The sequence below is a fragment of the Blautia sp. HCP3S3_H10_2 genome (assembly GCF_052122375.1).
Taxonomy (GTDB): Bacteria; Bacillota; Clostridia; order Lachnospirales; family Lachnospiraceae; genus Blautia_A.
On the sequence record NZ_JBQKCL010000002.1, the window covers coordinates 1 to 19,874 of the forward strand.

The 19,874-nt window shown below is 43.1% G+C and carries 27 protein-coding genes and 2 pseudogenes; 1 reads left to right on the forward strand and 28 read right to left on the reverse strand.

All coding sequences use genetic code 11. The features are described from left to right. Positions 1-121 precede the first annotated feature (121 nt). Positions 122-424 (forward strand): annotated as a pseudogene (locus tag ACTQWB_RS02010) (GGDEF domain-containing protein); the annotation flags it as partial. Positions 425-522: 98 nt separating this feature from the next. Here ACTQWB_RS02010 and ACTQWB_RS02015 read toward each other — a convergent pair. The 28 genes and pseudogenes from ACTQWB_RS02015 to ACTQWB_RS02150 all read right to left on the reverse strand — a co-directional run bounded on the left by ACTQWB_RS02015 (position 523) and on the right by ACTQWB_RS02150 (position 19,847). Further along, positions 523-714, reverse strand: coding sequence for a hypothetical protein (locus tag ACTQWB_RS02015; protein WP_441500110.1), 192 nt, complete (start codon positions 712-714; stop codon positions 523-525). A 99-nt stretch (positions 715-813) separates the two neighbouring features. Continuing rightward, entirely contained in the window at positions 814-1,281 is a 468-nt protein-coding gene (locus ACTQWB_RS02020; RefSeq protein WP_441500111.1) for a GNAT family N-acetyltransferase, read from the reverse strand. Between the two features lie 48 nt (positions 1,282-1,329). Continuing rightward, a complete protein-coding gene (locus tag ACTQWB_RS02025) occupies positions 1,330-1,695 on the reverse strand; it encodes a GNAT family N-acetyltransferase (RefSeq protein ID WP_441500112.1) in 366 nt (121 codons plus the stop codon). Continuing rightward, positions 1,692-2,336, reverse strand: a complete 645-nt coding sequence (locus ACTQWB_RS02030; protein WP_441500113.1) for a CatB-related O-acetyltransferase — start codon at positions 2,334-2,336, stop codon at positions 1,692-1,694. The genes ACTQWB_RS02025 and ACTQWB_RS02030 overlap by 4 nt, the downstream gene beginning before the upstream one ends. A gap of 352 nt (positions 2,337-2,688) precedes the next feature. Continuing rightward, the gene (locus ACTQWB_RS02035; RefSeq protein WP_441500114.1) at positions 2,689-3,483 is read right to left on the reverse strand and encodes a class I SAM-dependent methyltransferase; all 795 of its coding nucleotides are present in this window, start codon (positions 3,481-3,483) and stop codon (positions 2,689-2,691) included. A 215-nt stretch (positions 3,484-3,698) separates the two neighbouring features. After that, positions 3,699-3,952: pseudogene (locus ACTQWB_RS02040) on the reverse strand (DUF3781 domain-containing protein). A gap of 6 nt (positions 3,953-3,958) precedes the next feature. After that, entirely contained in the window at positions 3,959-4,858 is a 900-nt protein-coding gene (locus ACTQWB_RS02045) for a hypothetical protein (protein WP_441500115.1), read from the reverse strand. 1 nt (position 4,859) lies between these two features. Next, the gene (locus ACTQWB_RS02050) at positions 4,860-5,633 is read right to left on the reverse strand and encodes a CPBP family intramembrane glutamic endopeptidase (protein ID WP_441500116.1); all 774 of its coding nucleotides are present in this window, start codon (positions 5,631-5,633) and stop codon (positions 4,860-4,862) included. A gap of 82 nt (positions 5,634-5,715) precedes the next feature. After that, on the reverse strand, positions 5,716-5,910 hold the full coding sequence (locus tag ACTQWB_RS02055) for a cysteine-rich KTR domain-containing protein (protein WP_441500117.1): 195 nt from the start codon (positions 5,908-5,910) through the stop codon (positions 5,716-5,718). After that, positions 5,907-6,479 (reverse strand): TetR/AcrR family transcriptional regulator, encoded by a 573-nt coding sequence (locus ACTQWB_RS02060; protein WP_441500118.1) that lies wholly within the window; start codon positions 6,477-6,479, stop codon positions 5,907-5,909. The genes ACTQWB_RS02055 and ACTQWB_RS02060 overlap by 4 nt, the downstream gene beginning before the upstream one ends. A 91-nt stretch (positions 6,480-6,570) precedes the next feature. Next, positions 6,571-6,957 (reverse strand): methyltransferase family protein, encoded by a 387-nt coding sequence (locus ACTQWB_RS02065; RefSeq protein WP_441500119.1) that lies wholly within the window; start codon positions 6,955-6,957, stop codon positions 6,571-6,573. Between the two features lie 3 nt (positions 6,958-6,960). Further along, the gene (locus ACTQWB_RS02070; protein ID WP_441500120.1) at positions 6,961-7,161 is read right to left on the reverse strand and encodes a hypothetical protein; all 201 of its coding nucleotides are present in this window, start codon (positions 7,159-7,161) and stop codon (positions 6,961-6,963) included. 45 nt (positions 7,162-7,206) lie between these two features. Further along, positions 7,207-7,896, reverse strand: a complete 690-nt coding sequence (locus tag ACTQWB_RS02075; protein ID WP_441500121.1) for a hypothetical protein — start codon at positions 7,894-7,896, stop codon at positions 7,207-7,209. A gap of 27 nt (positions 7,897-7,923) precedes the next feature. Then, complete coding sequence (locus ACTQWB_RS02080) at positions 7,924-8,208, reverse strand: hypothetical protein (RefSeq protein ID WP_441500122.1); 285 nt, start codon at positions 8,206-8,208, stop codon at positions 7,924-7,926. Next, positions 8,205-8,759: a GNAT family N-acetyltransferase gene (locus ACTQWB_RS02085; protein WP_441500123.1), complete on the reverse strand. Its 555-nt coding sequence runs from the start codon at positions 8,757-8,759 to the stop codon at positions 8,205-8,207. The genes ACTQWB_RS02080 and ACTQWB_RS02085 overlap by 4 nt, the downstream gene beginning before the upstream one ends. 21 nt (positions 8,760-8,780) lie before the next feature. Then, positions 8,781-9,044 carry a GNAT family N-acetyltransferase gene (locus ACTQWB_RS02090; protein ID WP_441500124.1) on the reverse strand — a complete coding sequence of 88 codons (264 nt, stop codon included), beginning with the start codon at positions 9,042-9,044 and terminating at the stop codon, positions 8,781-8,783. A 304-nt stretch (positions 9,045-9,348) separates the two neighbouring features. After that, positions 9,349-10,095, reverse strand: a complete 747-nt coding sequence (locus tag ACTQWB_RS02095) for a YoaP domain-containing protein (RefSeq protein ID WP_441500125.1) — start codon at positions 10,093-10,095, stop codon at positions 9,349-9,351. A gap of 401 nt (positions 10,096-10,496) precedes the next feature. Further along, positions 10,497-11,015 carry a GNAT family N-acetyltransferase gene (locus ACTQWB_RS02100; RefSeq protein ID WP_441500127.1) on the reverse strand — a complete coding sequence of 173 codons (519 nt, stop codon included), beginning with the start codon at positions 11,013-11,015 and terminating at the stop codon, positions 10,497-10,499. A gap of 139 nt (positions 11,016-11,154) precedes the next feature. Continuing rightward, the gene (locus ACTQWB_RS02105; RefSeq protein ID WP_441500128.1) at positions 11,155-11,301 is read right to left on the reverse strand and encodes a hypothetical protein; all 147 of its coding nucleotides are present in this window, start codon (positions 11,299-11,301) and stop codon (positions 11,155-11,157) included. Between the two features lie 2 nt (positions 11,302-11,303). Continuing rightward, complete coding sequence (locus tag ACTQWB_RS02110; protein ID WP_441500129.1) at positions 11,304-11,921, reverse strand: methyltransferase family protein; 618 nt, start codon at positions 11,919-11,921, stop codon at positions 11,304-11,306. 152 nt (positions 11,922-12,073) lie between these two features. Then, complete coding sequence (locus ACTQWB_RS02115; RefSeq protein ID WP_441500130.1) at positions 12,074-12,265, reverse strand: cysteine-rich KTR domain-containing protein; 192 nt, start codon at positions 12,263-12,265, stop codon at positions 12,074-12,076. A gap of 8 nt (positions 12,266-12,273) precedes the next feature. After that, entirely contained in the window at positions 12,274-12,774 is a 501-nt protein-coding gene (locus ACTQWB_RS02120) for a helix-turn-helix domain-containing protein (RefSeq protein ID WP_441500131.1), read from the reverse strand. A gap of 136 nt (positions 12,775-12,910) precedes the next feature. After that, complete coding sequence (locus tag ACTQWB_RS02125) at positions 12,911-13,462, reverse strand: GNAT family N-acetyltransferase (RefSeq protein ID WP_441500132.1); 552 nt, start codon at positions 13,460-13,462, stop codon at positions 12,911-12,913. A gap of 305 nt (positions 13,463-13,767) precedes the next feature. Next, positions 13,768-15,483, reverse strand: coding sequence for an AAA family ATPase (locus tag ACTQWB_RS02130; RefSeq protein WP_441500133.1), 1,716 nt, complete (start codon positions 15,481-15,483; stop codon positions 13,768-13,770). A gap of 171 nt (positions 15,484-15,654) precedes the next feature. Beyond that, the gene (locus tag ACTQWB_RS02135) at positions 15,655-16,125 is read right to left on the reverse strand and encodes a hypothetical protein (protein ID WP_441500134.1); all 471 of its coding nucleotides are present in this window, start codon (positions 16,123-16,125) and stop codon (positions 15,655-15,657) included. A 28-nt stretch (positions 16,126-16,153) separates the two neighbouring features. Next, a complete protein-coding gene (locus ACTQWB_RS02140) occupies positions 16,154-17,251 on the reverse strand; it encodes a glycerol dehydrogenase (RefSeq protein WP_441500135.1) in 1,098 nt (365 codons plus the stop codon). A gap of 548 nt (positions 17,252-17,799) precedes the next feature. After that, positions 17,800-18,549 carry a response regulator transcription factor gene (locus tag ACTQWB_RS02145; RefSeq protein ID WP_441500136.1) on the reverse strand — a complete coding sequence of 250 codons (750 nt, stop codon included), beginning with the start codon at positions 18,547-18,549 and terminating at the stop codon, positions 17,800-17,802. Beyond that, complete coding sequence (locus tag ACTQWB_RS02150) at positions 18,546-19,847, reverse strand: sensor histidine kinase (RefSeq protein ID WP_441500137.1); 1,302 nt, start codon at positions 19,845-19,847, stop codon at positions 18,546-18,548. The genes ACTQWB_RS02145 and ACTQWB_RS02150 overlap by 4 nt, the downstream gene beginning before the upstream one ends. Between the last annotated feature and the right edge of the window lie 27 nt (positions 19,848-19,874).

Consider the following 19,874-nt stretch of genomic DNA (forward strand, 5'->3'; position numbering starts at 1 on the left):
GGTGGGCTTCCTCCGATCATCAAGCGCCAGAGATACTATCAATCTTTGGACCTGGCTGCATAGTCAGTGATATCTTTGAGATAAATGTGTCAACCAATATTGACAATATCAAAAGGTTGCAAGACTATTGACAACCGCTTTCCGTAACATTGATTATATCTGCCGCATTGGCGGTGATGAATTTGCTGTTATCATGGTTGACATGACAACGGATCTCAGTTATACGATCACAGACAAGATTCAGGAAATAAACCGTCAGCTCTCAGTACCAGATAGTGGGATTCCTGCGGTGTCTCTAAGTGTGGGAGTTGCCTTTACAGACCGCGAGAAGCCAGGGAAGAGTCTGTTCACGGATGCAGATAAGGCACTTTACTATACCAAATACCATGGAAAAGATGGATGCAGTTTTTATCCCGTTGATTGATAAAGATAGTATTAAAAGCCTGCCAGCATGCTTATATATCTGTACAAGCGTGTTGGCAGGCTTTTCTTTCTCTTTTGCAGAATATTTGTTCCTTTTTTTCAATTCTTCCTTAAAAGCGCCATAAGAACAACCTGAAACAGACCACTTAAAAGAACAAGACAGAGTCCTGCAGGAATCATCCATCCTCTCTCTGCCTTTTCAAAAACGGCAAGTAAAACAAAGATCATTGCAGCTGCTGCAAGTCCTAAACTGGAGATCCTTAATAAACGGCTCCACAATTCCTGTTTCATAACAAAATTCCTCCATCATTTTTCTTTAAAAAGAAAAGCTTTTTACCTAGATATGTTCAGCTGGATATTCATGTGACATGACCTCATCTAATAAGTCATTCAATTTTTTTGAATACCGGACGGGTATATTATCTGGGAAAGTTCTATTTCATCTCCATCGTTGGCACCTGTTTCTACAAACCCTGCCCTATGATAAAGATGAAGTGCACTTTGGTTATTACGGTTGCAGGTAAGTGTCACTTTGTTTGAGGTGCCAAACGGTTTTGTTCTGATATAATTCATTACTTCTTTCAGGGCTGCACTTCCATACCCTTTCCCTTGTTTGGAACTATCAATCATCATATGCCAGATATCATATTCCGGAATATCATAATCGTAGATTACCATCACATACCCCACCATTTCATTTCCATTGTAGATTCCAAACGGCTGGCATTGTTCCCGGTAGACATAAGCCTGCGCCAGACTTCGAATCGGATGAGAAACATAGTTTTCCTGTTCCACAGCCAGTTTCAGTTGAAAGGCATCAAGAAAATTGTCTTCCGTAATTTTTCTTAAATGAATCATTGATTCCACTCCATTCAAATTTCTTTTTTGGGTACTATAAGCTAGATTTTACCTATGAATATACATTCTTGTCATATTAGGCCCATCATTTCCTTGAACCATGCACAAAAATTCCCAACCATATCTTTCATAAAAATTTATATGGTCTGTAATTAAATAGATAGGTGTAATTCCCTTGGACTTCATATCTTTCACAACATTATCAAGCAGTTGTCCTGCAACTCCCTGACAACGATATTCCTTATCGGTATATACCGCACATACATTTGGGGTAAGATCTGTTCTGTTATTAAGATAGGCTTCCATACATTCAAGATAAGCTTCTCGCGGCACTTTCCATTTATCATGAAACCATGCAGCAGCTTCTTTTAAGTCAGGTCTTTGTCTCAGTGTAATATAACTATATTGTTTCATACCATACTCTCCAACATCGCAAGATCACCAGACTGAATGGCTGGAATACTGCGTTTAATTTTTTCATAGTCCCAATCCCACCAGTGCAAAGCTTCAAGCCGCTCAATTGTCGCATCGTCAAAACGGCGACGGATTATTTTCGCAGGAATACCTCCTACAATGGTATAGGGTGGAACGTCTTTCGTCACCACGGCACGCGTGCCAATGATTGCGCCATTTCCAATTTTTACGCCAGACATAATAACTGCCTCATAACCAATCCACACATCATTGCCAACTATAATGTCTCCGTGATTGTCCCATGCTTGTGCAATGGAATCAACATCCGATGAAAGCTCCCATTCTTCAAAGAAGATGGGGAAAGTATAAGTTGACATGCTGTTCAACGTGTGATTGCCAGCATTGAAAAGGAATTTCGCTCCGCAGGCAATGGAGCAAAATTTACCTATTTTCAACTTGTCATGGTTGCACTCTGGATAGTGGTAAAGTACATTGTTCCGTTGAAAATCCCGCGGATCGTTTACAAAGTCATCATAAATCGTATAATCTCCCACTTCAATCATCGGATCCGTGATCACATTCTTTAGGTATACCGTGCTATGCCCCTGACTACGTGGATAGATTTTCCATGTCGGTATCATATATCTCCTCCTGTTTTCAGCCCCTTTTCTCGGACGCAGTTATGTACGGTGCAAAGCTTATCACAGAAGGGCGTTCCAATAAGTTGATTGGTGTTTCCCATAACTTCCTCCGTAAACTCGGAACTTGTCGCTTTGCGAATCGGCGCTGCGTCTTCAATTCAGATCTATTGGCATTCCTCTATCAGCGGTCAGTCTGCAGTAACCGATCAGCTGGTTTGCGTTTTTCATCGTTATCTCCATAAATCTTTCCTGACCGCAAGACAGTAATTGACATGCTCAAAGGCTTTCAAGTCTGCCCCAGCCTTGCCGATAATGTCCCTTTGAATATCATTCGGTGTCAGCAACTCATAAATCAGGAAGCTGTGTTTCTGAAGCAGCTTTTCAAGCTCTCCATAGGAAAAGCCGACTGCATCGGTTCACCGCCTGCTTTTGCCATCATAATGGTGTTCTGCACACGCTTCTCGCGCGCGTCAAAAAAGTTTTCGTCCGGATAATCAAACATCAGCGTGCTACCATCTGCGCAAAGCGATGAAAGCTCGGCAAGCGTTTTGCCGATGGCCTCCGCCGACAGGTAGTAGGTCACGCCCAGCCAGGAGAAGAAGGACTTTACGGACAGGTCAAACCCGGCGGCGGTCAGCCGTTCTGTCAGGCTGTCCTTTACAAAATCCACGGGGACAAAGGTGAGATTGTCGGAAACCGTCCAACCAGCACGATGGATTCTCTCTAATTTATCCTTCTGCGTCAGTGGATGATCCACCTCAAAAACCTTGTGCTTTGATAGAAACTCCGGCTCACGGAAAGCGAAGGTATCCAGCCCTGCGCCGAGGATGACATATTGCTTTGTGCCGGTCAGGACAGCAGTTTTCAGTGCCCACTCCGTGTAGGCCGCACGGCACAGCGGTGACGGCGCAATATGTGTATTTACAAGCTTGTGCACCAGTGCGTTCGGTTCCTGCTTAGCAGGGTCGATCTCCGGCTCAAAAAACTGCGCACCGCAGAGAACATATCCCTGAACGGCGTCATATTCTTCTGCCGTCATCAGTTCTTTGGCAAGATGATCCGTAAAAACCGGATGATCTTCATTTTCTGTGTGAAACGCCCGTCCGAAGGAACTCATCAGGGCGGTAATACTGGCTTTGTTATTCATTCTTGTTGCCCACCTTTCTTTTTTTGAGAATTGTTCCGGTTGTCCACCTGCTTGCAGACATCTAAATCCTGACACCACGGAAGTGATACCGCGTCGTTTCGATAATATGGAATTAGCTTGATCTCATTATCAACAACTCGCACTGTCATTTCGCACACGAATCCTTTCTCTGAGCAATTTCGCTTTCTTACGGCAAATTTTCATTACCGCACTCACTATAAGTTGCTTTCCGTTTTTTCTTCAATGATGTGTGCGGTAATAATCGTATAGCTGTAAGAATTAACAGTAACCTTGTGTTTCTGATTTCACAATACCAATTCTTTCCTTGCTGCGTTATATGACATTGAGGACTCAGAATCAAATTCTTACAGTAGCCGACCACATCATATGTATCTAATTTCAAATTTCTTTTTATCAGGTCAACTCCCATCGGGGTGGTGTGAAGCCGGTCAATATTTTCAATCAACATTTCGCTTTACACCGCATTCGGTTTTCCATACTTTCCTTCCAGTTCTTTGGTATGTGTATGAAACAACTCCAACGCCCGTTTCTGGATGCAGGGCAGCGACCTTTGATCCGTGTTCGCAAACTCGCGCTTGATCCGCGCTGAAGCAACCGCATGGCTGTCACTTTCCCTGTTTTCGTCCGCTTGTGACAAAAACTTTTGAAGCAAGCCCAAAGCATTGGCGTAATGCAGTTCTACCAGCTTTGCCCGGTATTCCAGCTCCGTTGGGGTAATGTTCGGAAATTGCTTCATATCCACGGTATGCTGCGCTTCATGCTTCAAAAGAGAAACAAGGACCCGCTCACTTTCAAAGTTATATGCCTGCTCAATGCAGTTGATTGTGCCATCTATCGAAGCCCAGCCGCCTGTACCGTATCGTCCAAAGGTCAGGTAGTCCATCCAACTCCGGAATATAAAACCTTTCAGGATATTGACGGTATAGTTTGCCGTTCCGCTGGGCAGTTCTACTTGATAAGCAGTCGGAATCGTTTCCCGCCAGATATAAGGGCCGTAATAGCCCTGCGTTTTCCCAAACAGCGCATAATAGCCCTCCGCTTCGAACAACGCTTGAAGCCGCTCCGCCAGTGCTCCTTCCTCGGTATCCGGCATATCCAGAAGTGTCTGCAGGTCCGTCAGCAGCTTATCTGCGGCCTCCATCTCTGGTAGCCCGCAATAAAACACATCCCGATAATATTTCTGATATAGCCGCAGGATTTGGTTGAGTGATTCCGGCACATCATAGATGCGGTATTCGCAATTTTCAAAAATTGCAATATAATCCGGGAGAACATCCTGAAATTCCTTGTGTTCGCGCATATATGCAATCGCGCCTTTGATATCCCCATTCAGAAAAAACTGACTGATATGCATCTCAACGCTCCTTTATCCCATCGGTATTTTCACCTTGAAGCATTGTCAACTGCCTGTTCGGCAGCATTCTTGTAAGGATCAGTGTATAGACGATCGTAATGACAATTAAAATGCCGAGATGAATCAGGTGCATTTCCGTAGTAAGATTTGCATCATTAGCAAATGTACTAAGCGTATTGATTGCTGAATGGACGAGAACGCAAGGAATCAGGCTGCCGCCACGGTAAAAAATCGTGACCAGCAGGAAGCCTACCGCAATGGCAAAGACGATCTGGCACAGGTTGCTGATCAAATCCATACCGCTACCGTTGAACAGGTTGATGATGTGTCCGATGCCGAAGGTCAAGCTGGAAATGATGATGGCCGATTTCACATTATCTTTTGCAATGGCTGTGAACAGCAAGCCGCGGAAGATCACTTCTTCCAAAAATCCGACACAGAGCATGCATACGATGCGGCAAACCGTGTTCATCGGCGTGTAGTTGACCGCAACACCGTTCCAGAGGTTTCCCGATGCCAGGATAATCAGCGGCAAGTAGAACAGAAATCGCCATGCGGGAACAGAAGATTTACAAAGTCCATACTTTTTCATCAAGTTGTTCTTTCGGATAAAGGCAAAAAGAACAATGGACTGCAAAATACAAAAGACCGCGCTTGCAGTGTATTCGATACCGATTACTTTACCCCACGGATTCGCCAGTGATTGCAGAACGCAGTAAACCACGATCCATACAATTGCAAAGGTCAGCTCATTTTTCTCATATAGTTTTTTCATTTTGTTTTCCTCCGCGCCTTTTTATTAAGCAACATAAAACAATAAACGCAGCACAAACCGATTTTCTCGGATTGCACTGCGTCTAAGCGTCTGGCATTTTGCTTTCTTCCATTTTTCCATTCTTGAAACAGATTACACAGGTGTATTTGCACTTGGGGCAGAACAGAGGAAAGTCCTCTAAGACCGTGTGTGCTCGTATCTGTATTCTTGTTTTGCCGCCGCATCTGGGGCAGCGAAGCCATTCTAACAACTCGTCTTTCCTATCTAACTGTTTCATGTACATTCCTCCTGTGCCGCTAATATTGCACCCTGATATGCCTGTTCCAAATGGGATTGTATGAGTTCTTCGTCGTACTGCATGGAATTGTTGGCAATGATACTTGCGTACCCATGTGCAAACAGAAAAATCGTCAGGAAAACCTTTTTGGTTTGCTCCATACTCATATTCAAGGCTTTCTGCATAGCAGAAAGGACTGGAATCAACTCATCTGCGTCAATCAGCTCCAGCAGTGTTGCTCCACTAAAACAATCCGACTGAAACAGGAATCGAAACAAATGCGGCTCCTCAATGGCAAAGCGGATATAGTTCATCCCAATTCCAAGCATAACGCCTTTTTGAGGACTCTTTAGATCCATCAGATAGTCTGAGTGATAGCTGTCTGCCTTCGCATAGACCGTCCTTTTCAGTTCTTCAATGGTTGAAAAATGATACATAACGGGCTGTGTGGAGCAATGCAGCCGTACCGATACCGTCCTTGCATTGATGTTTTCCACGCCAGCTTCACGGGCAATCGCAAAGGCCGCGTCAATAATCATCTCTTTTGTGACTTTTGCTTTTGCGGGCATATTCACACCTCCATATATAACTCTAATTATGTATAACGCAAATTATATATCAGAATGTAAAATATGTCAATCTTCTTTCACTTCCGCATTCTCAAAATGATTTCCTGCCAAGATAACGAAAAACCTGTTTTTTATATTCCGTGTATGCTGTTCCAAAAGCACTTTCCAGATACCGCTCCTCCTGCAAAATTTGCAGATGCAGCATGAACATAGCAAATACGGAAAAACAAAAGGTTAGCAGATTTCCGTACATCAGCAACACACCGATATACATGAAATCAAAGCCCAGAAACGCGGGGTTGCGGCTGTAGCGATAAATGCCGCCTGTGACAAGCTCTGTCTTGTCCTTGTCCGGGATGCCTGCCCGCCAGCTGTCCTTCATGCAGAGGACGGAAAGTAGGAAGATGCCGTAAAACACTGCCAGCACGATCAGCGCCAAAGCAGGATAACATAGTTTTTCTTCCAATAGCGTATGCATTTTCTATTTCTCCTTGGTTACATCGTTATAAACAACCTTGTATCGCCCTTTCCTGCACTGTACGCTGCGAAAGCCTGTGCGCTTCAGCCTGAGAAGGCGATTCATCTCATCGGCGGCGTTTTCATAGGTGCTGCCTTGATGATGGACAAGAATATAATCAGCCTCTTTGATCTTGCCTGCCGCCTGCGTGCAGAAGCTACGCATAGGGGCTGCCAATGAAAATACCCAGATTGGCGTGCAGATTGTTACTCAGTCATAGTCTGCCAGGTTCACGGAGACAGGTTCAATCGGCATTTTCCATTTGTGCATTCCGTATCTTCCGCACCACCAGAAGCCAAGGGTCCCCTCCGTCCGCTCGGTGGACTTTACCTCATACAGCGTTGCGCCGCTGCGATTTGCTTCTTCATATGCAATCTTCCGAACATACCCCATGCGGGAGAAGAAAACCACCAGACGTTTTTCATTCGTGCCAATGTTGGGGTAATCCGTCAAAGCAACATGGAATGCTTCCTGCTTGGCGAATACCCATGCGGCATAGCCGGTGGCGGCCTGCGCTGCGCCGAAAATAAAGTAAATGGTGGACATGAAGTTGGGCGGGAAAATGTAAAACTGGATGCAAATCCACAGCATTAGCGTTATGCCAAATATTCCGCCCAGCACAGTCCCGACTTTCTTTTTTGCCAGCAGCAATCCAGCTGCCGTCAGATTGGTCAGACCGTTGACGATCAACAGCGCCCAGCCGGAAAAGGTGAAATCCTGAAAAACACGGTCTGCAAATGGCAGCACTTGAAAGTAGGGCAGCATGGCGTCCATGCCCATGAATTTTCCTGACGAGTCAATGATCATAGCCAGCGCTCCCGCTACGGCGCCGATGCCGATAAACAGCGTCCAGAAAATCAAGAAACACCGTGCTATCCTAAATCTTGATTTATGTTTCATAAAAAGTCTCCTCCATTACATTCCTTTTCAAAATGTGACCCAATTCTGATAGACAACATGGAACACGATTGCTGCTCCCTCTGCAAAGCCCAGCAGTTTTTCACCGTCGAATGCACCGTAAGCCACCGATACACCTAGCCATTCACTGGAAAATTCATCCTCAAAGCTCCGCTCGACCGCCATATCGAACGGTACATAGTTGAAATTAAAGCCGTTTTCTGCTGCACAGATATCATAATAGCCTTTTGTCAGGTAGCGGGCGGTAAACCGCTTTCCGGCAAATGATTCTTTTTCCAAATGTCTGATTTTCATTGTTTTTCTCTCTTTATTTTGTTATTGTCTGTATTCAGTTCAAGATTCATCAAATCAAAATCAATCGGCTCACCATTTATTTTGAAAAAATTCGGAAACGTACACAGCTTCCGAAAGCCGTATTTCTCATATAGATGAATGGCGCGGGCATTGTCGCTGCGCACCTCCAGATTCAACTGCTCAAAGCCGTTTTCCTTCGCAAAGGCAAGAATTGCTTCCATCAGAGCAGATGCCGCACCGCAGCCCCACCACGCCTTTTTCAGGCTGATACCGAATACCCCACGATGACTCATGCGATTGCTTCTTCGGTTCAGACTTGCTGTACCAATGATCTCGCCATTCACCTTGGCAAAATACTGAACATTATCGGTCGATTCGCATTGCGACCGCAGATAGTCCTGCTCTGCTTCAAGGCTGAGCGGTACACCCTCTGCTCCAAAACTGAGATTGTCGGTTTCTCTTCCGATGATTCTCAAATAATCCAGCAGCGCGGCGGCTTCTTCTGGCTGTGCGCGTTCAATAATGAACAAACTATTCCTAGCGGCCTGCATAATTACCTCCATAAATCTAAATCAAAATAGTTCTTTTGTATAATAGTATCTTTTCCCAGTATATGGATATTTTTCGAGGACAAAAGCTTCCCGGTATCTATGTTTTTTGTAAAATGCGGGAGCCTGAAAGGAAAAGGTGTCCACAAAAGCATATTTACAGCCACGCTGTCTGGCTTCTGCCTCCACAGCCTCCAGCAGTTTGCCCCCGATTCCTTTGCCTCTGAGCTGTTCGCTGACAAAAAGGAATTGAATGCAAAGCCAATTACCAAATGTTTCTCCTGTCAATCCGGCGATTTTCCGCTTATGCTCACCTTCAAGAAATTTTGATTACGAAAGAAATCTAAATTCTTGATCAAACAGCCAGTCTCGACCTTCCAGAAAATCGTACCCCAGTAATGCCTCTATTTCCGCTGGTTGACCGTATAGCTTGTCGAAGATATCGACATTGCGCAAGCATACTCTCCATTCAAACGCACCTCTACTTATTTAGAAATATCTTTCTCAGTTGTCATTTTGAAGGTCGCTCACGACCAATGCACTATTCATAAAAGTTTCCTACATGTTTAAATTTCAGGTGCAAAGTTATCTGTCACTTCTTTATACCCGCCAGTTTTAAAAATTTTTTATCCGACTGAATCCCCTGCGTGACAAATTCGCCGTCTCGGAACAAGGCATAAGTGGTCTCAGGGGCAGGCACATTCTGCGCAGCTTCTTTCGTAGTGATGTGGATCGTTTTCAGCAGAATATTGTATTCCTTTGCCGTTTCCTCCACGCGCGGCACCCAGTAGTAGGTAAAGGGACACTGATCGGAATAGTAGAGAACAAAGCCTTCGCCGTCGGTTTTCGGATGCTTGGCACAGTCCTTAAATTTTGGTGGTTTGGCGTCTACCATCAACGGCAAATACTGTAACGTAATACCACAATCCGAGGTATCTGCCAGCAAGAAGCCTTTGTGGGCAAGAAATTTCGGGTCTGCAAGAAACTCCCGCTTGCGTCCGTCGGCACATAGGATACAAATGCCTTTTTTGCTCTGTGTCTTGGCATCACAGATACACTTATTCAGCAGGTCGGTGGAGTAACCATGCCCCTTCATGGAGCCTGAAACCCACAGGCAATTGATGTAGAGATACCCGTCCGCCTCAATGGGTACCCATGCATTTTCTGCTGGGATGTATTCGGTAAAACACTTGCCCCGTTCTGCACTTCGATAGAAAACAAGCCCCTCATCAAACTGCTGCTTCAGCCACTCTTTTTTTACGAGGCTCTGCTTGCCGGACATGGCGCAGCAGATATGTTCCTTGTCGATGTTTTCTTTGGTGATTTGAATATAGTTCATTCCTTTTTCCTCCTTTTCCTGAAATAAAAAGGCGCAGATCGAATCCGATTTTCCTATCAGATTCTGCTCTGCGTCTAAGCGTCTGGCAGTTTAATTTCTTCCATTTTTCCAACCTTGAAGCTAAGCTTCTTCTGTGTTCTCTTCAAATTAACTTTTTGTAACAATCGCATTATCTTTCATACGATGCAATGATTTCCTGGCTGCCTGCGATTTTATAATCAAGTGTTCCAAGATTACCAATCAAATCAGGTTTAAATGTATTACAGTAAATATTTTTCGAATGCTTTGTGAGCATCAAAGCGCCCCTCCTTCAGAAAAACTAATAATTTCAATTTTTCCAGTCCCTTCATTGCCATATATACGCAAATGAGTTCTACTACGCCGTGCATTCAAGCAAAAAGTTATTGATTGGTCCAGTCATCTCTTGTAATTGCAAATACCTTTGTGATTTCATTCACGTCGTCTTTAAACTCATCAACTTGTTTACATCCATAAGAAATCGCAGTTTTATAGGATGGCACATTTGTATGCATCATATAAGAATATATAATGTTAAATGGTGTATTGTGAAATGTCCAGTCTCTGACTGCAATCGCTGCTTCTTTGGCAAATCCCTTTCTTTGCTTATCGGCACGTATATGATATCCGATTTCAGGTTTTATCTGTCCGCCAATAAGCTGCATTGTCAATCCACAGTCTCCAATCATTTCGTTAGTCTCTTTCAAACATACAGCCCACAGCCCAAATCCAAATATCCGGTATCTTTCTATATTCCGCTCGATCCAGTTCCTTACCCTGTTTTCGTCAAAAGTATATGGATAATGCTTCATGATATCCGAGTCCGCTAAGACCCTGTAAAGTGCATGGAAATCATTTTCCGTCATTTCTCTTAGGTATAAGCGTTCTGTTTCAATAACCATAATCTTTCTCCTTTAAGTGTGTCCGCATCTTTTTTTATCAGAATTTCACATATTTTATACGCTGGAATTCTCTACCAGCATGGCCTTCCTTAACATCCGGTGTTCCTTTTTCATTACATGTCCATTTATTCACAGTTCTTTATTTCTGCATCCCGATTCCCATAATGTTAATCTGCTTAAAGGCTCCGGTAAAAAGCGCATATAAAAGATGCGCTCCTTCATGAACAAGATAATAGGCTGCAACCGCTGCCAGTATACTGATATATTGGCGGACTCTTTTTGACATAATTATTTCCTCCGGATTAGCGATTTTCGGCCGAGATATCGAAAAACCTGATTTTTGTATTTGGTATAAGCCAATCCATATGTGCTCTCAAGATACTGTTCCTCCTGCAAGATCTGCAAATGGAGCATCAAAATCGCAAATAAAGAAAAAACAAAGGTCAACAGGTTTCCATACATGAACAGTACCCCGATGTACATAAAATCAAATCCAAGGAAGGCCGGATTACGGCTGTATTTGTAAATCCCCGTAGTGACAAGCTTTGTCTTGTCACAATCTGGAATGCCTGCCCGCCAGCTGTCCTTCATGCAAAGGACTGAAATCAGAAATATGAGGTCACCTGTCATACCAATACAGAATCCGGTAAAACGCATATTTACAGGAAAGTAATTCCATCCAGAGACAATCGAGAATAGCTGAACCACAGGAGTACTCAGAGTCGCTATGCTCATGAACATTTCTACCATATGAATGCCTGCCTCTTTTCTTCGTCCGATCTGTCTTGTCTGGATGCCTTTTCGCTTTTGCGTCAGCATCTTTCCAAAATATGTACCGTAAAAAATTGCCAAAACCAAAAGCGCCAGCCCTGCATATGGGAAATACTCTTCTAATGGAATTTTCATAATAACCATCTCCTTTTTCTTTGCTTCCAACACTAAATGCGATATGCGCAAACCCAGTACGGTCAGTTTCTTTGTAGCATTCGGGCATTTTAATCTGAATTTTAGTTGTCTTTTCGTAAAAAAAACGCAGAGTAAATCTGATAGTATCAGTTTCAGCTCTGCGTCTTAGCGTCTGGCTTTTTCAAGCGTGTTATATGATATTGTCTTAAATCAATTAATTCTTCTTTTTTGCATTTCGGACAAAAAAGAAGGAAATTGGAAAGGGTGGTATCTTCACGCACCCAGATTCGTGTCTTACCATGACAATTCGGACACAACAGCCATCTCCCTTGTTTTTCCATCATATCATCCCCTACTCATTTGTTGGAGCAGAGATAAGTGTTATCTGTCTTATCTTGCTTTTTTCACTACTTTTCTTTTTCATATACTTCATTGTGATCTCATTGATTTCCGAAAGATAACGCATAAATTCATCATCGTCCAGTGTCAACGTACAGTTTGTCAGTAATAACATATCTTTTTTCGGATCAACATGGGCACCGAAGAAATACTTTGCAAATTTCGCACAGATACTTAGCAAGGCCATCTGAACAGCTGTACCATCCTGATCTCCTGATTCAAACGCTTTTTTGTTAATCTGATAGACATTTTCGACAGTTCCCCGGATCCTGTTTTCTTCCACAACTATAATAAGAGAATGATCCGCCAGAACCTTCACGTGACGATATAAACTGGCACTTGGAATATCCTGCAGTTCCTTTTTAATCTCTTTTACCGTTCCTTTCTCATGAATCAGAAGATACTGAAAGATTCTTTGTCTGACAGGATTCATTACAACCTCCACCATTTCCATATGGAGCACTCTCCTTTGCATGTTCTTAAATACTATTATATTCTCATATATGATAATGTCAAGGGCTGATTATACACATATCAATTTTGTACTGATTATGCACATATCAATTTTGTTTCATCCACAAACCAGATTTTTAAAGTTCAAAGTCTTTTTGTAACATCCAGTGCTCTTTCGTCATTACATTTGTATGTCCAATACGAACCTCATTCATTAATGGCACCGGTACATTTTCACATGTATGATGATATAAAAATCCAACCTTTTCCTGCACTCTTTTGGATTTTTGGTTACCATCATAATATCCGCACCAGATTGTCGTCATCTCAAGGTCTTCAAATCCGTGCCGTAGCATTTCTCTTACTGCTTCAGGCATATACCCCTTTCCCCAGAAAGGTTTTCCAAGCCAATACCCTAGTTCACATTCATCATCACGCTCTGTCATATCTGTATGTCCGTTTAATCGCAATTCTATGGAACCAATTGCTTTATCTGTTCCCTTCTCACAGATAGCATAGCACTCGGCACCATTTAATACATTCCGAATAATTTCCAGGCTTTCCTCTTTTGATTTATGTGGCTGCCATCCTGCCGCTGGACCAACCTCTGGCTCCTTCGCATATTCAAATAAATTGTCAGCGTCTTTTTCTGTCCATTTTCTTAATATCAGTCTCTTGGTTTTTAACATAATGATCCTTTCCCTATAACAAATATATATTGTTCAATTATCCATTTTTCTCACGCTTGCTATATTTTTCGCACTAAGAACAGTATAACACATTTATAATCATGAAACAGGTCAAAAATGTAGGAAAATGTGTCCATTTTTCTTTTTTCGGCAGTAACTGATAAAAGGTGCATGAAGCATTCGCCTCATACACCCTTTAATAGTTGTGGAGTATTTTATAAGTATCCATTCGGATTCAACTTGGAATACGAATCATTCTATATTTGTTCACTATTTTAATAAAGCCTCCCATTTTATGATGGCTGTCAGCGACAATCTTCTGCCAGCATCACCTTACATTCTTTTTTATAGCACGCAATACCGTATTTCAGAATATTTCGCATGCCATCATCCCGCAGTTTTGCCTCGTATTTCTTCTTTTCAATCTGTTCTAGTGCTTCCTTGCAGCTGGCATCCAGATTACCATTTTCGGCATATTTCACCTCGATCACGATACCAGTCCGATTTTCAAAGATCTCTGCCAGGATGTCACTGTAACCAATTCCGGACTCTGTATTGGAACTGATCCGCCATTCCTCCCGGTGGGATAACAGGCCCAGAAGAATCCCATGGTAAAAGTTTTCTTTTTTTCCATGAGGGGCAGCGGTGTCGCGGATGCTGATGGTATTCCAGAGATATTCATTGAAAAGGTCTTCGATGAGGGTCGCATTTCCAGAGGGGAACGCATTACAGAAATGGTTCAGCTTAGGGGTATCCTTTTTTACAGTGTCCTGAAACCATTCCCGGATCTGGCGGATAAACAGATTACGGATCTCTTTATTCGGGATTACAAGGCGAAGCTGTTCTCCTTCTGCCCTGCCCCTTGAAGTAAGATAACCGGTGGTAAACAGAACACTCCACAGATTCTCAATGGTGCTGTCCAGTTCGCTGTAGGTCAGTTCCTGGTGTACTTCCTTTCGGATCTCTTCTCCTGCAATCAGGCGTTCGATATCGTTTCTGGTTTTTCCGTCTGCCTTGTCGATGAAGCGGCGGACCATGTTGTTTCCGCTGGTATTCAGCCAGTAGTTTTCCGGGAGGGCTTCTGGATCTGCGCAAAGCTTGTCACAGTACAGGATTACGTCCCAGGGAGAATACACCTCTGTTTTTCCAAAACGGTAACCGTCATACCATTCTTTCATAGAACAATAATGTTCTGAAAGACCATAATATTTAAGCATCGTTTTCACATCTTCATCTGTAAATCCGAAATACTCGTCAAAACGGACATCTGTAATGGACATTACTTTAAAATTGTTCAGTCCGGTAAAGATGCTTTCTTTTGCAATCCGCAGACATCCGGTCAGAACGGCGAAATAAAGACTTGCGTTTGTTTTCAGCGCACTTCCAAACATGTTGCGGATCAGGGTGACCATTTCCTCATAATATCCATTCTGGAAAGCCTTATCCAGCGGAACATCATATTCATCGATCAGAAGGATCACCTGCTGTCCGTAATGAGCGGCAAGGAGCCCGGAAAGGGTCTGAAGGCTGTTGGTTAAAATATCCTCTGACATAATGAACATACTTTCCCCAGGTGCTCCAACCTGGATCAACTGTTCATATGTTTTCTTCTGGGTTTCAGTTAATCGGCTGCTTTCGGAGAGAAAGGAAAACTCCATGGCAGTTTTTCCGATCAGGGAGGTCAGTGCGTTGCGTGCGGCCTGGAAGGTTGATCCGTCTACACTTTTCAGACTGATGGAAATAACAGGAAATTTCCCCATGTATTTTTCGCAGAGCTCTGTTTCCCTGGAGATTGCAAGACCATCGAATAAAGTCTTGTCGCATCCGATCTGGAAGAAAGCCTTTAACATGCTTATATTCAGGCTTTTTCCAAAACGCCTGGGGCGGGTGAAGAGGTTTACTTCACCCCAATTATGCAGAAGATCTGCAATCAGCTGGGTTTTATCCACATAATAAAAACCTTCTCTTCGCAATTTTGTAAAGTCGTCCATTCCAACTGATAGTTTTTTCTTATTTTTCATTTCACACATCCTCTCACCTGGAAGATACATCTGTTTTCCAATTATGAAATGATTTTAACATTATTATTTGTAAATAACAAGTAACAAAAGGTGTATGAAGCCTTCGCCTCATACACCTTTTTAATACGGTTGTATAATATGATTTGTTACAATGTTTTATCCTGGATTTTTTTATCCACAATAATACAGGAAGGATCTCAGTCTCTCCCATCCGGATTCATCGAAATCCCCGTCCAGTGACAGGTCGTACACTGGTACTTTGCAGTTGTCATGAAGGCCACGCATGTTTAATACCATGGAGGTATTTTCGTATCTTGGTGCCATAGTGATCATAGCATTGCACCTGGAGGCAAGGAGAAGTGTTTTGGCATAACGGTATCTTCCGTTGGCACCAGAGAAATCTGCCAGGTACTGATCTGCTGTTTCGAAAAGCTGTTTTGGGTCTTTTGCAAAACTGCTGCGGTCTTTTAATGCCGCTCCGATTTCCTGCATTTTCTTTTTCCAGGATGCCAGCAGGTCTTTCGCTTTTGTGTTGTCTCCACAGTCGTTCCACAAGAACCACATCATCTCAGAAAGGGGTGCCCTGTGGAAGGCTTCTGCCGGGGCACTGTACAGGATATCCCCTGCGATCAGGGCACGCATCAGAAGAATATGATTTCAGTAGGGATGATCATTCTCCCAGATAATATTTTCCGTATGCATCTGCCGCTTTGATGGCTGCGAAAACAGTTTCCAGGGTAACGGTAAATGGCATATTATGAAGGGTATCGTCTGGGGAGCAGGCTGCTTTGGCAACTTCCATGAGCTGATCATCTGTAACATCCTGGGCACCAAGCTGTTTTAAAGTAACAGGAAGTCCAACTTCAATACACCATAAAATGATGTCTTCCAGTTCTTCCTGGGAAACATTCTCAAGCACAAGCTGAGTAAGAGTTCCGAAAGCGACTTTTTCTCCATGATACATTTTATGGCATTCTTCCAGAACAGTAAAACCGTTATGGATAGCATGTGCGCCTGCAAGGCCAGCACTTTCAAAACCGATTCCGGATAACAGGGTGTTTGCTTCAATAATTTTTTCCACGGCAGGTGTGCAGGCACCGGCTTCCAGGGCAATTTTGGCCTTTACACCCTCTTCCATTAAGGTATCAAAACACAGCTTTGCAAGGGCCATGGCTGCTTCTGTGGTTTTGCCCCCTGCGCAGGAGGTTGCGCCGCTTCGCTGGCAGGCTCTTGCTTCAAAGTAGGTTGCAAGGGCATCTCCCATACCGGCTACAGTCAGACGCACCGGAGATTTCGTAATAATGTCGGTGTCCATGAGTACCAGATTTGGATTGGCTGGTAGAAACAGGTATTTTTCAAAAACGCCTTCTTCTGTATATATAACGGATAAAGCGCTGCATGGAGCATCTGTGGAAGCGATGGTCGGGCAAACGAACACAGGCGTTTTGGCATAATAGCCAACTGCTTTTGCTGTATCAAATATTTTACCACCACCGATGCCGATAGTAAGATCGCAATTGTTGTCGTTTACGATTTTAACCAGACGGTCGATCTCACTGTTACAGCATTCTCCGTTAAAGTAATCAAAAATGAGGTCACAGTCACTTTGGGCAAAGCTGTCTTCAATCATTTTGCCGATTCGGTTATAACCACCCTTACTGATCAGAACAAGTGCTTTCTTTCCGCATTTAGCAGCATATGTTCCAATGTTTTTCATTTCACCTGAGCCCTGTATATATTTAGATGGGCTGATTAACACTTTTGCCATTTCTATTTGCTCCTTTTCTTGTATTTTGAAGCCAACCTCCGCATCTGGCTTTGCGTATGGATCTTTTGCTATGGGATCCAGTTTCATTATAATTAGAGATATCTTGCTTTGCAAGATGGAATCTGTATAACTTTTCTTTTTTCATAAGGAATTCAATTGCAAAAATACGTCTGTATTTCAGTCTCATTCTTCCAGTAATTTTTTTCACTCCCCTAATCTTAAATCTGGCTTCTGCATTTCCTTCCGGATACAGTTTCACCATTTGAAGCTGGTCTATGGAAACAGCTGCAAGGAAAGAAATGTAATGTGTTCTAGTCATTTCATGCTCGCTCTACACATAATACTCATCTTCTATTTTCTCAACAAATATTTTATGGGCTTCATCAGATCCTTCTGCCTCTTCAGGCTGAAGTTGCACTCCATCTGCCATAGTTCCCAGAATCATTAAAAGAACTGGGCTTAAGATACACATAGTTGTGGCATTGGCAACTCAACTTCCTTAAAAGCGCCTACTTCCTCCATCATTTTTCTTTATAAAGAAAAGCTTTTTATCTAGACATATCTTTTATATAAAAATCCCTTCTGTACTGCGAAGGTGTACACCCTTCTGCTTTCTTAAATGCTTTTGTAAATACCCGGTAATCCCCATATCCGCATTGTGCCGATACTTCTCCAACAGACAGGGAGGTAGAGATCAACAGCTTCTTGGCCTTCTCCATACGGATATTGGTAAGATATGCCAGAAAGTTTACCCCGATTTCGTTTTTAAAAAGCTGGCTGATATACTGAGGGCTGAGATGGAATTCAGCTGCAAGTATATTCAGACTGATTTCTTCCTCCAGATGCTCCTGCAAAAATTTTAGGATTCCGGTAATCGTTCTGTCGTTCTGCTCTTCCGGGCTTTCGGCTTTCTTTTTTTCATATAATGCAATCTTCAGCCGGTCAATACAGGATCCAAATTCCTCATAGTTTACAGGTTTCAGGATATAATCGGTAATCTGCAGACGCAAAGCCTCCCGACAGTAAGAAAAATCATCATATCCTGACACAATAATAAATGCCATTTCCGGAAATCGAATCCGGCTGGTCTGAATCACTTTCAGTCCGTTCAGAATCGGAATGTTGATATCCATAATCACGATGTCCGGCTGCAGCTCTTCAATTTTTGCTAATGCCTCCATTCCATCAGCTGCTCCCCCTACCACCTCACAGTCGTGGGCTTCCCAGTCAAACAGCTGCTTAAAACCTTCTCTTATCATAATCTCGTCATCTACAAGAACTACCCGCATTTTTTTCATTTTTCAGTCTCCTTAAGTGGCAGAAGAAGATGGGCTGTCGCACCTTCTCCTTCATTTTTGGAATACCACAGTCCATATTTTCTGCCGCAGAGCAGCTTGATCCTTTTTTGCACATTCAAAATCCCGATACTGTTTCCTTCCAGGCTTGTTTTCTGTTTCGCATAATTGGCAAGCATTTCATTTACCTGCTCCATTTTTCCCGGGGCAAAACCGCTTCCCGTGTCCCGAATTGTGATCTGTACATCTTCTCCTTCTTTCCTTGCAGAAATGACAACATCTCCTTTGTAGCCTTTGTTCTTCAGCCCATGGAGAAGACTGTTCTCGACCAGAGGCTGGAGAATAAAGTTCGGAACCTGCATTCCTCCAAGATCCGGATCAATATCATATTCACAATGAATGGAGGGATAGCGGCAGCACATCAGATCCATATAGGCTTCCAAAAGATCCAGTTCATCATCCAGTTCCACCATCTGCCGTTTCACCTTAATACTCATCCTAAAAAAATCTGACAGGTGCATAAGAAGCTCTGCCACCTTATTATCCTGGTTCAGCTGTGCCTGGATCCGGATGGTATCCAGGGTATTATAGAGAAAATGTGGATTTACCTGGCTTTTCAGATATAGCATAGACATCTTCTGTTCGGTCAGCTCCGCCCTGATAATGTCCGGATTTTCCAGTGTGAGATAAAAAGACATTGTCATCAGGGTGATCCCCATTCCGCTGATCAGCCAGGTATGATGCATCGCCTGCAGTGCACAGATGGTCAGCTCCACAATAAGAGCCGCACCAATTGCTGACTTCTTTTTCCGGTCGATTTTTTTCCAGTTTCCAAACAGCAGGCCGGTACACAGTGCCAGGTAAAATACCACGCTTGCATACAGGACATAAGTATAAATGCCATCCGAATAATTTCCCTGTTCTGTCTGGGTATAATAGATGGGAAGAAACAGTTCTCCAATCTCCGACATCACCAGCACAACCAGGGCTGCTTTATCCAGTTTTCTGGGCTTTCCAGTCTCCTCTTCTACCAGGATTGCAATATACCGGTAAAACAGAAAAACCACAAAAGCCATACTTCCCATGAAAATACGGTGAAAAATATTGTTTAACAAAAGCGGCACCGTATCTAGATGATTTACAGTATAAATCGTGATCCCGTCAAATGCCATATAGATCAGAACAGTAACCAGCAGGACGGAAAACGTTCTATGAAGCTTTGTAAGCTTTTTCTCAGATGTAAAATAGATAAATGCCACCATAGCAAGCACCAGAAACAGTGCAATTTCCATACGAATCATAAAAATGCTCCCTTATTTTGTATTTCC

Coding starts and splice junctions, on each gene's coding strand:
- ACTQWB_RS02015 (WP_441500110.1), bottom strand. CDS start 714: ATGAAACAGGAATTGTGGAGCCGTTTATTAAGGATCTCCAGTTTAGGA.
- ACTQWB_RS02020 (WP_441500111.1), bottom strand. CDS start 1,281: ATGATTCATTTAAGAAAAATTACGGAAGACAATTTTCTTGATGCCTTT.
- ACTQWB_RS02025 (WP_441500112.1), bottom strand. CDS start 1,695: ATGAAACAATATAGTTATATTACACTGAGACAAAGACCTGACTTAAAA.
- ACTQWB_RS02030 (WP_441500113.1), bottom strand. CDS start 2,336: ATGATACCGACATGGAAAATCTATCCACGTAGTCAGGGGCATAGCACG.
- ACTQWB_RS02035 (WP_441500114.1), bottom strand. CDS start 3,483: ATGAATAACAAAGCCAGTATTACCGCCCTGATGAGTTCCTTCGGACGG.
- ACTQWB_RS02045 (WP_441500115.1), bottom strand. CDS start 4,858: ATGCATATCAGTCAGTTTTTTCTGAATGGGGATATCAAAGGCGCGATT.
- ACTQWB_RS02050 (WP_441500116.1), bottom strand. CDS start 5,633: ATGAAAAAACTATATGAGAAAAATGAGCTGACCTTTGCAATTGTATGG.
- ACTQWB_RS02055 (WP_441500117.1), bottom strand. CDS start 5,910: ATGAAACAGTTAGATAGGAAAGACGAGTTGTTAGAATGGCTTCGCTGC.
- ACTQWB_RS02060 (WP_441500118.1), bottom strand. CDS start 6,479: ATGCCCGCAAAAGCAAAAGTCACAAAAGAGATGATTATTGACGCGGCC.
- ACTQWB_RS02065 (WP_441500119.1), bottom strand. CDS start 6,957: ATGCATACGCTATTGGAAGAAAAACTATGTTATCCTGCTTTGGCGCTG.
- ACTQWB_RS02070 (WP_441500120.1), bottom strand. CDS start 7,161: ATGCGTAGCTTCTGCACGCAGGCGGCAGGCAAGATCAAAGAGGCTGAT.
- ACTQWB_RS02075 (WP_441500121.1), bottom strand. CDS start 7,896: ATGAAACATAAATCAAGATTTAGGATAGCACGGTGTTTCTTGATTTTC.
- ACTQWB_RS02080 (WP_441500122.1), bottom strand. CDS start 8,208: ATGAAAATCAGACATTTGGAAAAAGAATCATTTGCCGGAAAGCGGTTT.
- ACTQWB_RS02085 (WP_441500123.1), bottom strand. CDS start 8,759: ATGCAGGCCGCTAGGAATAGTTTGTTCATTATTGAACGCGCACAGCCA.
- ACTQWB_RS02095 (WP_441500125.1), bottom strand. CDS start 10,095: ATGAACTATATTCAAATCACCAAAGAAAACATCGACAAGGAACATATC.
- ACTQWB_RS02100 (WP_441500127.1), bottom strand. CDS start 11,015: ATGGTTATTGAAACAGAACGCTTATACCTAAGAGAAATGACGGAAAAT.
- ACTQWB_RS02105 (WP_441500128.1), bottom strand. CDS start 11,301: ATGTCAAAAAGAGTCCGCCAATATATCAGTATACTGGCAGCGGTTGCA.
- ACTQWB_RS02110 (WP_441500129.1), bottom strand. CDS start 11,921: ATGAAAATTCCATTAGAAGAGTATTTCCCATATGCAGGGCTGGCGCTT.
- ACTQWB_RS02115 (WP_441500130.1), bottom strand. CDS start 12,265: ATGATGGAAAAACAAGGGAGATGGCTGTTGTGTCCGAATTGTCATGGT.
- ACTQWB_RS02120 (WP_441500131.1), bottom strand. CDS start 12,774: ATGGAAATGGTGGAGGTTGTAATGAATCCTGTCAGACAAAGAATCTTT.
- ACTQWB_RS02125 (WP_441500132.1), bottom strand. CDS start 13,462: ATGTTAAAAACCAAGAGACTGATATTAAGAAAATGGACAGAAAAAGAC.
- ACTQWB_RS02130 (WP_441500133.1), bottom strand. CDS start 15,483: ATGAAAAATAAGAAAAAACTATCAGTTGGAATGGACGACTTTACAAAA.
- ACTQWB_RS02135 (WP_441500134.1), bottom strand. CDS start 16,125: ATGCGTGCCCTGATCGCAGGGGATATCCTGTACAGTGCCCCGGCAGAA.
- ACTQWB_RS02140 (WP_441500135.1), bottom strand. CDS start 17,251: ATGGCAAAAGTGTTAATCAGCCCATCTAAATATATACAGGGCTCAGGT.
- ACTQWB_RS02145 (WP_441500136.1), bottom strand. CDS start 18,549: ATGAAAAAAATGCGGGTAGTTCTTGTAGATGACGAGATTATGATAAGA.
- ACTQWB_RS02150 (WP_441500137.1), bottom strand. CDS start 19,847: ATGATTCGTATGGAAATTGCACTGTTTCTGGTGCTTGCTATGGTGGCA.